13 protein-coding genes and 1 other RNA gene are annotated in these 13,682 nt (G+C 67.0%); 5 read left to right on the top strand and 9 right to left on the bottom strand.

The genetic code is table 11. The annotated features are described in order from the left end of the window. Positions 1–202: 202 nt before the first annotated feature. The gene (gene recN, locus ABV408_RS01265; protein ID WP_353980741.1) at positions 203–1,876 is read left to right on the top strand and encodes a DNA repair protein RecN; all 1,674 of its coding nucleotides are present in this window, start codon (positions 203–205) and stop codon (positions 1,874–1,876) included. A 114-nt stretch (positions 1,877–1,990) separates the two neighbouring features. Here the strand turns inward: recN and fur are convergent, their stop codons facing one another. Beyond that, a complete protein-coding gene (gene fur / locus ABV408_RS01260) occupies positions 1,991–2,440 on the bottom strand; it encodes a ferric iron uptake transcriptional regulator (RefSeq protein WP_035476150.1) in 450 nt (149 codons plus the stop codon). A 102-nt stretch (positions 2,441–2,542) separates the two neighbouring features. Between fur and ABV408_RS01255 the strand changes: the two genes are divergently transcribed. Continuing rightward, a complete protein-coding gene (locus tag ABV408_RS01255; RefSeq protein ID WP_353980740.1) occupies positions 2,543–2,935 on the top strand; it encodes an outer membrane protein assembly factor BamE in 393 nt (130 codons plus the stop codon). Positions 2,936–2,958: 23 nt separating this feature from the next. On the opposite strand, the gene ABV408_RS01250 is transcribed toward ABV408_RS01255, so the two are convergent. Continuing rightward, positions 2,959–3,321: an RnfH family protein gene (locus tag ABV408_RS01250; RefSeq protein WP_353980739.1), complete on the bottom strand. Its 363-nt coding sequence runs from the start codon at positions 3,319–3,321 to the stop codon at positions 2,959–2,961. A 4-nt stretch (positions 3,322–3,325) separates the two neighbouring features. Continuing rightward, positions 3,326–3,760 (bottom strand): type II toxin-antitoxin system RatA family toxin, encoded by a 435-nt coding sequence (locus tag ABV408_RS01245; RefSeq protein WP_353980738.1) that lies wholly within the window; start codon positions 3,758–3,760, stop codon positions 3,326–3,328. A gap of 124 nt (positions 3,761–3,884) precedes the next feature. On the opposite strand from ABV408_RS01245, the gene smpB reads away from it, so the two are divergent. Together smpB and ssrA are read left to right on the top strand one after the other, a co-directional pair. Next, positions 3,885–4,364, top strand: coding sequence for an SsrA-binding protein SmpB (gene smpB, locus ABV408_RS01240; protein WP_035476147.1), 480 nt, complete (start codon positions 3,885–3,887; stop codon positions 4,362–4,364). A gap of 78 nt (positions 4,365–4,442) precedes the next feature. Then, positions 4,443–4,821: a transfer-messenger RNA gene (gene ssrA / locus ABV408_RS01235) on the top strand. A gap of 94 nt (positions 4,822–4,915) precedes the next feature. Here the strand turns inward: ssrA and ABV408_RS01230 are convergent. Then, positions 4,916–5,107 carry a hypothetical protein gene (locus ABV408_RS01230; RefSeq protein ID WP_353980737.1) on the bottom strand — a complete coding sequence of 64 codons (192 nt, stop codon included), beginning with the start codon at positions 5,105–5,107 and terminating at the stop codon, positions 4,916–4,918. 359 nt (positions 5,108–5,466) lie between these two features. On the opposite strand from ABV408_RS01230, the gene ABV408_RS01225 reads away from it, so the two are divergent. Next, positions 5,467–7,908, top strand: a complete 2,442-nt coding sequence (locus ABV408_RS01225; protein WP_405049922.1) for a mechanosensitive ion channel domain-containing protein — start codon at positions 5,467–5,469, stop codon at positions 7,906–7,908. A gap of 98 nt (positions 7,909–8,006) precedes the next feature. Here ABV408_RS01225 and ABV408_RS01220 read toward each other — a convergent pair whose 3' ends face one another. The 5 genes from ABV408_RS01220 to hemC all read right to left on the bottom strand — a co-directional run bounded on the left by ABV408_RS01220 (position 8,007) and on the right by hemC (position 13,587). Further along, positions 8,007–8,927, bottom strand: coding sequence for an ROK family protein (locus tag ABV408_RS01220; protein WP_353980735.1), 921 nt, complete (start codon positions 8,925–8,927; stop codon positions 8,007–8,009). Positions 8,928–9,006: 79 nt separating this feature from the next. Continuing rightward, positions 9,007–10,230 carry a heme biosynthesis HemY N-terminal domain-containing protein gene (locus ABV408_RS01215; protein WP_353980734.1) on the bottom strand — a complete coding sequence of 408 codons (1,224 nt, stop codon included), beginning with the start codon at positions 10,228–10,230 and terminating at the stop codon, positions 9,007–9,009. Continuing rightward, on the bottom strand, positions 10,227–11,759 hold the full coding sequence (locus ABV408_RS01210) for a uroporphyrinogen-III C-methyltransferase (RefSeq protein ID WP_353980733.1): 1,533 nt from the start codon (positions 11,757–11,759) through the stop codon (positions 10,227–10,229). Before ABV408_RS01210 ends, ABV408_RS01215 begins: the two co-directional genes overlap by 4 nt. A gap of 140 nt (positions 11,760–11,899) precedes the next feature. After that, complete coding sequence (locus ABV408_RS01205) at positions 11,900–12,646, bottom strand: uroporphyrinogen-III synthase (RefSeq protein ID WP_353980732.1); 747 nt, start codon at positions 12,644–12,646, stop codon at positions 11,900–11,902. Further along, positions 12,646–13,587, bottom strand: coding sequence for a hydroxymethylbilane synthase (hemC, locus tag ABV408_RS01200; RefSeq protein ID WP_353980731.1), 942 nt, complete (start codon positions 13,585–13,587; stop codon positions 12,646–12,648). Before hemC ends, ABV408_RS01205 begins: the two co-directional genes overlap by 1 nt. Between the last annotated feature and the right edge of the window lie 95 nt (positions 13,588–13,682).

The raw sequence follows: 13,682 nt of genomic DNA, 5'->3' as shown, positions 1-13,682 counted from the left end.
GTCATCGACGCTCGCTATTGATATCCAAGTGACTTCCTATATGGGGCTGCCCGCGACGATCTCAAGCGTTGGCGCGCTTTACGTGAATGCCGGAACGCACCACCCGCCTTTCAGGCACCGCGGGGTGGATTGAAGCGTCGAACCGACTACTGTATAAACGAACAGACTACTGTATGGCCGCCATCGATCCTCGGGAGGCAGCATGCTGATCCAACTCGCCATTCGCGACTTCGCCATCGTCGACACCCTCGATCTGGAGTTCCAGTCCGGCATGACCGCCATCACCGGTGAGACCGGGGCGGGCAAGTCGATCCTGCTCGGCGCCCTCGGGCTCTGCCTGGGCGAACGCGCCGATGCCGGCGGCGTGCGTCATGGCGCCGAACGCGCCGATCTCAGCGCGCGCTTCGACCTCAGCGGCCGCGCCGAGGCGCGGGCCTGGCTCGCCGCGCGCGAACTGCCGAGCGAGGATTGCCTGCTACGCCGAGTGGTCACCGCTTCCGGACGCTCCAAGGCGTGGATCAACGGCCAGCCCTGCACCATCGCCGACCTGCGCGAGCTCGGCGAGTGTCTGATCGACGTCCACAGCCAGCATGCCCACCAGGCGCTGCTCAACGAGGAGACCCATCGCCGCCTGCTCGACGACGCCGCCGGCCAGCGCCGCGCGGTCGACGATCTGGCGGCGCTGTACCGCCAGTGGCAGAGCCTGCGCAAGCAGTATCGTCAGCGCAGCGAGAACGACGAGGAGCGCGAGGCCAAGCGCCAACTGCTGCGCTATCAGGTGGAGGAGCTGGATCAGCTGGCACTGCAGGCAGACGAACTGGAGGCACTGGAACAGGAGCAGGAGACCCTGGCGCATCTGGAGGAGACCCTGCGCGAGGCGCAGTTCGCCGCCGACTGCTGCGACCACGACGAAGGCGGTGCACTGGGCCTGCTACTGCAGGCACACACGCGCCTGTCGCGTGTGCCGGGCAGCGACCGCGGCAGCCTGGCGGAAGCGCTCGGCATGCTCGGTGATGCCCAGATCCAGCTCGAGGAGGCGGCCCGGGAGCTACACCACTTCGTCGAGTCCACCGAGCTCGATCCGCAAAGACTGGCTTGGGTCGACGAGCGCCTCGGCGAGATCCACCGCATTGCGCGCAAGCACCACGTCATGCCCGACGAGCTGGTCGCGCTGCACCAGCGCCTGAGCGCCGAGCTGGCCGATCTCGATGGCGGCGATGACGACCTCGACAGCCTGCGCGCGCGGCTTGAGGAGACGCGCCAGCACTACCGCGACGCCGCCCGCCAGATCAGCGAGGCGCGCCAGACCAGTGCCACCGAATTCGCCCGTCAGGTACAGGAGCAGCTCGCTTTCCTGGGCATGGAGAAGGCGCGCTTCGCGGTCGAGGTCACCCCGCTGGAGACGCCGCAGCCCCACGGGGTCGACCGCGTCAGCCTCTTGATCAGCGCCAACCCCGGCCAGCCGCCGCGGCCACTGGCCAAGGTCGCTTCCGGCGGCGAGCTCTCCCGCGTCAGCCTGGCGATCCAGGTAGTCGCGGCCAGCCACAGCACCCTGGCCACGCTGGTGTTCGACGAGGTCGATGTCGGCATCTCCGGCGCCACCGCCGAGATCGTCGGCCAGCTGCTGCGCCGGCTGGGCCAGAAAGCCCAGATCATGACCGTGACCCACCTGCCCCAGGTTGCCGCCCAGGCGCACCAGCACCTGCACATCGAAAAGCAGTCCAGCGACGAGGCCACCCGCACCCAGATGGCGCAGCTCGACGAAGCGGGCAGAGTGCGCGAGATCGCGCGCATGCTCGGCGGCGTCAAACTCTCGGAGCGCACCCTGGCCCACGCCCGCGAGATGCTGGCGGCGAGCCAGACCGGGGCGCACTGAGCATCGCCAGCGCCTCGCGAGCGCACTCACCACACTGCACACAACGCAAAACGCCGACCCCTGGGGGTCGGCGTTCTGGTGATATCGCTTGTGCCCTGCAGGCGGGCCAGGGAGTCACTTCTTGCTGCTGTCCTGGCGCGTCGCCTTGGAGCCGCGCGGGCGGACGTAAAGCACCAGCGCATGCTCGACCAGCTCGTAGCCGTGCTCTTCGACGATCTCACGCTGGCGCCGCTCGATCTCTTCGTCGTAGAACTCGACGATATCACCGGACTCCAGGTCCACCATGTGGTCATGGTGCTCTTCCTGGGTCATCTCGAACACGGCATGGCCGCCGTCGAAATTGTGACGCACCACCAGGCCAGCGGCCTCGAACTGAGTCAGCACACGGTATACGGTAGCGAGGCCGACGTCTTCTCCCGACTCCAGCAGCGCCTTGTAGACGTCCTCGGCGCTCATATGGAGCTCTTCTTCCATACGTGTCGCTTCGAGAATCTGCAGGATCTTGACACGCGGCAGAGTGACCTTGAGTCCCGCCTTGCGCAATTCTTGGTTTTCGTCTGCCATGGTCGCTCTTCGCAGTGGCGTCCCGTGTCGGGTATGATCAATCCACGCAACGATAGTGAAAGACGGACTCAAATGCAAAACCTGATCAGAACGGCCGTACTCGTGCTCGCAGCGTCTCTCATCGCTGGCTGTAGCTACTTTGGCGTCTACAAACGCGACCTCGTCCAGGGCAACCTCATCACCCAGGACATGGTGTCTCAGCTCCATACCGGCATGAGCCGCGCCCAGGTCGTTCAGGTCATGGGAACGCCGCTGATGGAAGCGCCCTTCTCCTCCGACCAGTGGGACTACGTCTTCTATCTCGACAAGGCCTACGGCGGCACGGTGGAGAAGCGGGTCACGCTCACCTTCGCCAACGACCAGGTGGTCGACATCCAGAAGTCCGGTGACATGAATGCCGACGTCGAACTCGACCAGGACAGCGGCCCGGGGCCGGCGGTCGAAGGTGCCGGTGAAGGTGCTGCGGTGCCGCAGGTCGGCCCCACAGGCCTTTAACCCCTCTCTTTACCGAGTGCGAATCAGCGCGGCGGCCTGCGGGCCGCCCGCTCGCGTCGCGCCTGCTTGGGGTCGATGTGCAGCGGGCGGTAGACCTCGACCCGCTCCCCCGGCAGCAGTTCGCGCTGCTCGGGGTGGACAAGACGCTCGCCGAAGATCCCCAGCGGCGCACTCGCCAGCCAGGCCTCGTCGAGGTCGGCGAAATAGGTCGGCAGATCGGCACGCATCACCGCCTCCCGCGCGGTCAGCCCCGCCGACCACGCGAGCGTGACGATACGCTGATGCGCCGGCGTGGCGTAGGCCACCTCGACCAGCGCACTGTCTCCGGCCGGCGCCTCGCCCGACTCGGTACCGCTAATCTCGCGGGCATCGGCTGCGGGAGGCATGGCGTCAGCGCCCATAGACCTGATCGGCGCGCCGGGTGAAAGCGTCGATCAGCTGCCCCGCGACCTGCTGGAACAGACGGCCGAAGGCCATGCCCAGCAGCCGGTTGCTGAACTCGAACTCCATCTCCAGCTCCACCTTGCAGGCGTTCTCGCCCAGATCACGGAACAGCCAGCATCCCTCGAGGCGCTTGAACGGGCCGTCGACCAGCGACAGATCGATGCGCCCGGGGCGCTTGAGATCATTGCGCGTGGTCACGGTCTGCTCGACGCCGCCCTTGGCCAGGGTCATGCTGCCGATCAAGTAATCCTCTCCGCGTTCGATCACCCGGGCCCGACGGCAGCCGGGGAGGAATTCCGGGTAGCGTTCGAAGTCATTGACCAGCTCGAACATCTGTTCCGGGGTATGCCGGACAAAAGCAGACCGGTGCACGCTTGGCATGTAGCTCTCCACTGATTTATCGCCCCGATGCGCGTATCATGGGGGCTATTTCTCACATGCTTGAATGGTAGCACGCTCGCCCCCAGGTCTGCGGGCGTACCGGATATCGCCGCGAAGAGGTGTCATGGGTAAGAAGAAAGGCAACGCGCCCGGCAACAACACGATCGCCCAGAACAAGAAGGCTCGTTTCGAGTATCACATCGACGAAACCTTCGAGGCGGGTCTCTCGCTGAGCGGTTGGGAGGTCAAGAGCCTGCGTGCCGGCAAGGCCCAGCTCACCGACACCTATATCCTGATCAAGAACGGCGAGGCCTGGCTGCTGGGCAGCCACATCACGCCGCTCAACACCGCCAGCACCCACGTGGTGGCCGAGCCCGACCGCACGCGCAAGCTGCTGCTGCATCGCAAGGAGATCGCCAGGATCTTCTCGCGGACCCAGGAGAAGGGCCACACCTGTGTGCCGCTCAAGCTCTACTGGAAGAAGAATCTGGTCAAGTGCGAGCTGGCGCTGGTGCGCGGCAAGCAATTGCACGACAAGCGCGCCACCCAGAAGGAGCGCGACTGGAATCGCGAGAAGGCGCGGGTGATGCGCGACCACGCCTGAGGCGCAGCGTGAAGAGTGCAATTCGACGATTGAGATGGCGTGGGGTCATCCCCAACTGATAGAATATCGGGGTTCCAAGGGGGCGACATGGCTTCGACGCCGGTGACAATCCCTGAGGTGCATGCCGAGAGCGTAACGTATCTCGTAAATCCAACGTTACGATTAAATAGTCGCAAACGACGAAAACTACGCTCAAGGCGCACTGGCAGCCTAAGAACTGCTAGCTGTTGTCTGGCCTCGAAGCGATGTGCCCATTCATCGCGGAGAGGATACGAGCTAAAGCTGATGGGACCGCGTATGTCAGCGCTCTCCTGACATGCGTTAAACCTTAGAGAGATCGCAAGGTGTCATCCTGCCCGTCGGAGGTCACTGCGCTAAATCAAAAGACGGAACTAAGCATGTAGAGCCGATGGGTGAGTGCCGGCGGACGGGGGTTCAATTCCCCCCGCCTCCACCAACACCAGAAAAAAGCACCTCGAGAGAGGTGCTTTTTTTGTGTCCGGGCGTTTTGTGCCCGGACGTCTTGTGCACGACCATCGGGCCGTGGGCAGCTACAGCGCCGGGTGCCGCCCACCGCGGCGGGGCCCGGCTGCGGCCATGGCCCGCTCCAGGTCCTGATGCTTGCACTTGAAGGCCGAGCAGCCGGCACAGCGCACATCCTGTGACGATTCATCGAGCGTCGGCAGCAGAAAGCGCTCGCCGCCGCAGACGTTACAGCGCAGTTCGAGGGTCACGTTGAGCATGATCGATCCCTGACAGGGCTCCAGCGCAGGCTGGCGCCGGACTTGAGGTTGGAGGAGACAGCACGACGGCATCCGATCCGACGGCTCGACTGAGCGTGGCAAAGAATCGCGACTTGTCCAGCGATATCGCCACTGTCGCTGGCAAATCCATGGCGATCCAGTGGCAAGCGGGCACGGATTGACTAGCCTCAAGAGGTCCGGCGACTGCTGAATTTCCGTATGACGATAAAATGTTACCCTAAGGATGGTTAAGCTGGAGGCCGATCGTCGCCGCGCGAGCGCCCGGCCATCGCTCTGGCCTGACGACATTTTGAGACACAGCCCTTAAGACCCCGCCCTTCAGACAAGGAGGTTGAAGCGTGCCCACCCCTCGCCCCGATCGCTGGCCGAGCCGCTGGCTACTCTTGATACTGCTGTTCTTCGCCGCCCCGCTGATGGCGCAACAGGACGCCAGCTCAGATGCGTCGTCGAGCGCGCCCGCCGAGGAAGGCCCCGCCTACTCGACGATGGCCGACCTGCTGGAGAACGAGCAGTCGCGTCAGGCGCTGATCGATCAGCTGCGCAAGCTTGCCGCCGAGCAGCCCCAGGCCGGTGACGGGAAACCGCAGGGCAGCGCGCCCGCGGAGGCGAATACCAGCCAGGCCTCCGCCGACGGTGCCAAGAGCGCCGATAACGCCACGACTACCGAGGACGTCTCCTTCCCGCGGCGCATGGCGCAGATCACCAGCGCCTTCGCCGATGACATCGGCGGGCAGTTCACCGCCGTGGCGGCGCTGGTCAGCGGTTTCTTCGGCAGCGGCGACGCCGCCGCCAGCAGCGGCCCCGCCTTCAGCCTGAGCGACTTCCTCGATGCCGCGCTGGAGCTGGGCATGGTGATCGTCGCCACCGTGGTCGCGTTCTTCGTGCTGCGGCGCCTCGCCGGGCCGCTGTTCAACCGGTTCAGTCGCTGGTCACTGCAGGGTGATGGACGCGCCCACCTGCTGCGGGTGATCGTCAGCGTGATCCTGGCCGCAGTGGTCGACGTGGTGGTGGTGGTGCTGGCCTATGTCGCCGGCAACCTCGTCGCCACCTTCCTGGTCGGCGAGAGTGGCACCTTGAACACGCGCTTCTCGCTGTTCCTCAACGCCTTCCTGATGATCGAGCTGTTCAAGTGCGCGCTGCGCGCGCTGTTCGCCTCCAGCCACGAAGGCCTGCGCCTGGTGCCCATCAGCGCCGCCCAGGCACGCTACTGCAACGGCTTCCTGGCCAGCCTGGCCGGCTTCGTCGGCTACGGCATGCTGGTGGTGGTACCGATTCTGAGCCTCAACCTGTCGCCGGCCTTCGGCAAGGTGATCAGCGTGCTGATCATGCTGATCGCCCTGCTCGCGGCGATGACCGTGATCCTCAAGAAGCGCCTTGCGGTGCGCGATCTGATCCTGGGCAAGGCCGAGCAGGCCAGCATGGCCGCCTCCCGCGTCGCCCTGCGCATGCTGGCCGGCGTGTGGCACGTGATCGCCATTCTGTATGCGCTGATGGTGTTCGGCGTGACCCTGCTGCATCCGGAAACCGCGCTGCCGTTCGTGCTCATCGCGACCCTGAAGACGATCCTCTACATCGGCATCGGCATGCTGGTCTCGGGGCTGCTGACCCAGCTTATCGGGCGACGCATCACCCTCTCCGACGAGCTGCGCCGGCGCCTGCCGATGCTCGAGGGGCGGCTCAACGCCTATGTGCCGAGCTTCCTCAAGGTGATCCGCGTGATCATTCTGGTCGCGGTGGTGATGTACACCCTGGACGCCTGGGGCGTCTTCGACCTGGCCACCTGGTACGCCAGCGAAGCCGGCGCGCGCACCGTCGCTGCCGTGATCCAGGTGCTCCTGATTCTGGCCGTGGCCGCCATCGTATGGATCGGCCTGGCCAGCCTGATCGAGAACTATCTCAACCCGGAGACCGGCGGCGGCGCCCCGACTGCCCGCGCCCAGACCCTGATGAGCCTGTTCCGCAACGCCCTGGCGATCACCCTGATCATCATGACGGCGATGATCGTGCTGTCGCAGATCGGTATCAATATCGGCCCGCTGATCGCCGGGGCCGGGGTGCTGGGCCTGGCCATCGGTTTCGGTGCCCAGAAACTGGTCCAGGACGTCATCACTGGGGTCTTCATCCAGCTCGAGAACGCCATGAACACTGGCGATGTGGTCTCCGTGGGCGGCATCACCGGTACCGCCGAGCGCGTCAGCATCCGCTCGGTGGCGATCCGAGACCTCTCCGGTACCTACCATATCGTGCCGTTCTCGTCGGTGGGCACGGTCTCCAACTTCATGCGTGAATACGGCAACCATGTCGGCGAGTACGGCATCGCCTACCGCGAGAACATCGATTACGCCATCGAGCAGCTGCAGGCGGCGTTCGAGGAGCTCAAGGCGAGCGAGGAGCATGGCCACAAGCTGCTGGCCCCGATGACCGTGGCAGGCGTGGTCGCCCTGGCCGACAGCTCGGTCAATATCCGTGTGGTGATCAAGACCACCCCGGGCGACCAGTGGGGTGTGGGCCGCGCCTACAACCGCCTGGTCAAGCTCTACTTCGACAAGGCCGGTATCGAGATCCCGTTCCCGCACACCACGCTCTACTTCGGCGAGGATCGGGACGGCTCGGCGCCGCCGGCCCACGTGCGCGTGCTGCGCGACGACAAGCGCGACATTCCGGGTACCGCCCAGGCGGCCGCGTCCTCCGAGCAACCGGATACCCGGTCGCACGATGCCACGCACAACAAACCGACCCATGACGACGTCGACGACGATGCCGGTGACGATCCGCGCTGAACGCCACGACGTCAAAGCACAAGTGAGAGAGTAAAAGATAGAGGCCGCCCTTCGGGGCGGCCTCTTGCGTTCTGGGGAGACATGTCGGCGGGCGGCGCCTACCCCGCGTCGAGCAGGAATCCGGCACCGCGCATGGCCGCGCCGCGCACGCCGCTGGCAGCGCCCAGTTGCGAGGCTACCACCCGCGGCACGACGACACCGGGAAAGAGATGACGTCCGAGCGCCGCCGGCAGCGCGGCGACCAGTTCGGGCAGGGTGGAGAGCCCACCGCCGATCACGATCGCCGCCGGGGCCAGCAGCTTGGTGACGTTGGCCAGCGCCTCGCCGAGAAGATCGACGTGGCAGCGGTGGGCCAGCTCCGCCGCTGGGTCGCCCGCGCGCCAGGCGGCGTACCAGGTCTCGGCGCGCTCCGCCCTCCCGCCGAAGTGGCGAAACAGCTCCACCAGCCCAGGGCCGGCGATATAGCGCTCGAGACAGCCGTGCAGACCACAGCCGCAAGCCAGACGCGGCAGGTGGTAGCGCTCACTGGCCGCCGCCGAGAGCGGCAGATGCCCCCACTCGCCAGCCAGGCCACCACATCCGCCAAGCAGGCGCCCCTCGACGATCGCTCCGCCGCCGGCACCGGTACCCAGGATCGCGCCGAAGGCATGGCGCTCGCCGGCAGCGGCGCCGCCCGGGCCAACCTCCGAGAGGATGAAGCAGCGACTGTCGTTGTCGAACACCACCGGGCGGTCGAAGTGGCCTTGCAGCGAGGCCGTCAGCGGCAGCTCACGCAGGCCGGGCAGATTGGCGGCGACGAGGCAGCCGCGAGTATCGATCACCCCGGGCAGGCCGAGCCCCAGGGTGCCACGCGCGCCGAAGCGGGTGTCGGCCACGGCGACCATCGACGCCAGTCGCGCCAGCAGCGCCGGGCCATCCGCCGCGGGGGTCGCCTCGCGCCAGGTGGCAAGACGCTGCCATTGATGATCGAAGACCCCGAGCTCGATCTTGGTACCGCCGACATCGATGCCGTAGTGCATGCCCACTCCTCTGACGGACGCCACGTGGCGACAAAAAAGGGCGCCCGCGGGCGCCCAGGAGAGCAATCGGTGGTCGCGCTCAGCGCGTCACGTCGCTGGGCTGGGGCAGCGCCGGCAGCGACTTGTCCAGCAGCGTGACACTCTGACGGTAGTAGAGCTGGCTCTTGCTGTGGTCACCGAGGTTGGCATAGAGCCGCGCGAGTTCCGCACACACCACCCCGCTCGGGCGCTGACGCTGGCTCGCCTCGAAGTACTCCTGCGCCTTGCCCCAGTAGGCGTTGCGTAGCGAGAGCCGACCCAGGGTGAGCAGTAGATCCGGGTCGTTGGGCCGCTCCTGCAACCACTTCTCGGCGTACGCCAGCTGGCGCGCGGCGTCGACGTTGAGCAGGCCGTAGCGCAGCACCAGGCGCGTATCCCAGTGCTCCTTGAGGGCGTTGCGCAGCAGGCGTTCGGCGTCGCCCTCCTCGCCGCCCTTGATCAGCGCATCGCTGTAGAGCAGGACCAGCTCGACGTCGCCGCGCAGCGCATCGGGCATGTCTGCCCAGAGTGCCCGCACCCGCTGCAGGTTACCCTCCTGCTGAGCGGCGTGGATCAACAGCTCGCGGTTGGCACGCTGCTCGAGTTCGCGGCGCTCGTCGTCGGTGATCAGGCGGTGCTTGTCGAGCCGTGGCAGCAGCCGACGCAGGCCATCCCAGTCGTTGACGCTGAGATAGGCCTGCTTGAGCAGCTTGAGCACCTGCGGATGCTCCGGTAGCTGCTGTTCCAGACGGGTCAGGGTGGCCAGCGCCTCCTCGAACTGCTGGCGGTCGAGCATCAGCTGCGCCTGCACCAGGCCGACCGCGGTGTCGGCGCCCTCGGTACTGTGGTGGGCACGCTTGAGCAGCACGTCGGCCTGCTCGTAGCGGCCCTGATAGTGGGCCGCCAGCGCCGCCGAAAGGTAGTTGACCAGCGGCGTGCCGGAGTCGTCGGCGGCCTTGGTCAGCGCCTTTTCGGCACGCTTCCAGCGCCCCTCGGCCAGCGCCACCAGGCCACGCACGGTGCGCTTCATGGCGGTGCGGTGACGGGTGCGGCTGTTCCACACCTTGAGACGGCTCATCGGCCGGCGCAGGCGCATCAGCGCGCGCAGGCCAAAGTGCAGCACCAGAAAGGCGACCAGCAGCAGCACGCAGCCGAACCAGAACGAGGTCTGGATCGAGGTATCGCCGACACGGATGAACCAGTACCCCGGCAGCGACTGCATCAGCTGCCCGAACAGCGCGCCGACCGCCAGACCGAAGACGATCAGCAGGATCAGCTTTCTCATGCGCCCTCTCCCTGTGCCGATCCGTTCTGCGTCGCCTGACCGCCGTTCGCGTTACTACCACCCGTGCCGTTACCGAAGCGCTTCTCGATGAACTGCTTGAGCAGCTGCGACGACTGGCTGATGTCCGGCAGCTCCGGGCGCACGTTCTCGTCGCGCAGCGAGGAGAGCTTGTCGAGGGCGTTGGCCACGCCCTGGTTGTCGGTGTCGTAGTAGCCCTTGATCAGCTCGATCGCCTTGCCCAGGCTGGCCTGGTAGAGCTTGGGCTCGGCCTTGAGCAGCGCCAGCTGCGCCTGCTCCAGCAGCATGCGCACGTTCTGGCGCAGGTAGGACTCCTGCTCGGGGGTGATCAGCGCCTCCAGCGGCTGGTCGTGGCGCCGCACGGTGACCAGATCCTTGAGCTCGCGACCCAGGGTGGCGAGCTGCTCGCGCCAGCCGCCACTGGGCTGGGCGTCGCCCTTGCCGGCGGCGATCTGCTCGATGTCCTGTTTCAGCGGCAGGCGGGCCAGCTGCTCCTGCTGCGCCATCAGCGCCAGGTAGATACCGGTGCGGTCGATCACCGGCACCGAGTCGAGCGCCGCCAGCTCCGACTGGATCGCGCGGCGGATCGGCACCAGCGCCGGGTTGTCCGCGTCGCGCAGGCGGGCATCGGCGGCCTCGAGCAGCGCCTTGGCGCCGGGCACGTCGCGCTCCAGCTGCAGCCGCTGGTTGGCCAGGCGCAGCAGATACTCGGCTTCGGCGTGGAGCCACTCGCGCGGATCGGCCTGCTGCTGCTTGGCCAGCTCCGCCAGCACCTTGTCCAGGGTTTTGTCGAGGCTCTGGCGGTACTGATCGAACTCGCCGCGCATCATCTTCAGCGACTGCTGGCGGTTCTGGTCGAGATCACCGACGCGCGCGCTCAGATCGTCGATGGCGCCGCGGTTGGACTGTACCTGGTCCAGCTTCTGCTGCTGTTGTTGCAGCAGCTGCCAGCCGCGGTAGCCGATGGCCGCCACCGCGATCGCCAGCACGATGACCAGGATCAGCGCCAGCAGGCCTAGCTTGCTGCTCTTGCCGTTCTTGCTGCCACCGCCACTGCGGCTGCCCTCATGACTGCTGCCGCCTCCGCCGCTGCTGGCAGGCTTGGCGCGCGAAGACGCGGCCCCGCCGCCATCGCGCGACAGCGGCCCGCCCGGTTTGGCGGCCTTGGTGCTCGTCTTGCTCTTGCCCTTGGCGGCGTCGCGCTTGCCCTCACCGCCCTCGCTGGCGGTGCCAGCGCTCTTGGCAGCGTCAGTCTGGGGGCTCTCCTGTTTGGCAGCGCTGGCCGCCTTGCCACTAGCGCGGGAGGTGCTGGGTTCGCCGCTGGCGTCCGGCTGTGCCACGTCCGGTTTGACGGGGTCGGTGTGGCCGGCGGTATCGGCAGCGGTGTCGGGTGTCGACGCGGCAGTCGACGAAGCGGTCTTGTCCTGCTCGGCTTTCCGAGCGTCGCCGTCGGCCTGATTGTCGGAAGCGGAGGCCGACTGCGGTTGTTGATCGTTTCGTTGCTTGCTCATCTACGCTGCCTTTACTCGTGATCACCCTGATCGAAGGTGGCGCCCGGACGGCGCGTCGGGTTGGCGACGGTGCCATCGGAGCAGGATCGAACCGGCCCTGGGCGGCGGGCCGGGAGCCCGGCACTACCAGATGCGCGGGATCAGCTCGCGCGCAGCGCAGTCACCGCCGCCGCCAGCGCCTCCGGCGCAGGCCCGGACGCCACGTGAAGCGAGCCGAATCCCAGCTGTCTCGCCAGTGTAGCCAACCGTCCACTCGAGACGATTAGCGGTTGGTTCAACGCTATCGGGCCACACCCGGTGGCCAGATGTTGCAATATTTCCCCGCTGGTCACCACCAGCGCCGCATAGTCGCCCTGGGCCAGCCAGGTCGCCGCCGGGGGTGCCGGCGGACGGTAGCGGCGACGATAGAGCGTCAGCGTGTCGAGCAGCGCGCCGCGCGCCGTCAGCTGTTCGGCCAGCACCTCGCGCCCGCCCTCGCCGCGGGCCAGCAGCAGGCGCTTGCCCGCCACCGCCCGCAGCGACGGCGCCTCGAGCAGCCCCTCACTATGCTCGCCGGCCCCCGTCGGGGGCAGCACGCAGGGCACCCCCAGCTCTTGGTATAGCGTCTCCGCGGTGGCCTGGCCCACTGCATAGAAGCGTAGCCGTTGGGGTAGCTGCGGCCAGTATGACCCAATCGCCTCGGCCAGAGATACGCCCGCCTGCGGGCTCACCACGATGATGCCCTGAAAAGCGTCGAGGTCGAGCACCAGCGCCCGCGCGGCGGGCGACAGCGCCACCGGCTCGAACGCCAGCACATCCAGCGCCACCGGCTCGCAGCCGACCGCGCGCAGCGCCTGCGCCAGCACCGCGCCACGCTCACCGGGGCGCGTGATCAGGACCCGAGTCATCAGCCGTTACCGTAGACCTCGGCCAGAATGTCGCCGGCGCCCTGCTCCAGCAGTGACTCGGCGATACGAATCCCCAGCGCTTCCGGCTCCATCGCCGAGCCGCGCCCCTCGGCGCGCAGCACCTGCGAGCCATCCGGATGCCCGACCAGCCCGCGCAGCCACAGGGTATCGCCATCGTTCTCGAGCACCGCGTAGCCGCCGATAGGCACCTGACAGCCGCCGTCGAGACGCGTGTTCATGGCGCGCTCGGCGCGCACCCGGGTCGCCGTGGGGCCGTGATCCAGGGCCGCCAATAGCGCCACCAGCTCGGCGTCGTCATGGCGGCACTCGATGCCCAGTGCGCCCTGACCGCAGGCGGGCAGGCTCTCCTCCGGCGACAGCTCGGCGGTGATCCGCTCGCCCAGCTGCAGCCGCTGGAGACCGGCGGTGGCCAGGATGATCGCCTCGAAATCACCGGCATCCAGCTTGCCCAGCCGGGTCTGGACATTGCCACGCAGCGGCAGCACTTCCAGATCCGGGCGCCGCGCCGCCACCTGCAGCCCGCGGCGCAGGCTGGACGTGCCCACCCGTGCCCCCTCGGGCAAGGCATCGACGCTCGCATAGGTGTTGGAGACGAAGGCATCGGTCGGCGCCCCGCTCTCGAGAATCACCGACAGCCCCAGGCCATCGGGGAAGTGCATCGGCACGTCCTTCATCGAGTGCACGGCGAGATCGGCGCGGCCGTCGAGCATCGCCTCTTCCAGCTCCTTGACGAACAGCGCCTTGCCGCCGATCTTGGCCAGCGGGGTGTCGAGGATCTTGTCACCACGCGTGGAGAGCGGTACCAGCTCGATCTCCAGCTGCGGGTGCTGCTGCGCCAGCAGCGCCTTGACGTGTTCGGCCTGCCATAGCGCCAGCGCACTCTTGCGGGTGGCGATTCTCAATCTGTTAGCGTCGAGCACGCGGATCTCCGGAGTCTGGGGCACGGGGGCAAAGACCACCCGCCGCGCGATGTACGCTCGTCGCCACGAAGTACGCTCTTCGAGACCAAGAGCGT

This window comes from Salinicola endophyticus (assembly GCF_040536835.1).
Classification (GTDB): domain Bacteria; phylum Pseudomonadota; class Gammaproteobacteria; order Pseudomonadales; family Halomonadaceae; genus Salinicola; species Salinicola endophyticus_A.
The sequence above is the reverse complement of the archived record's forward strand: the minus strand, read 5'-3'. Positions and strand labels throughout refer to the sequence as shown.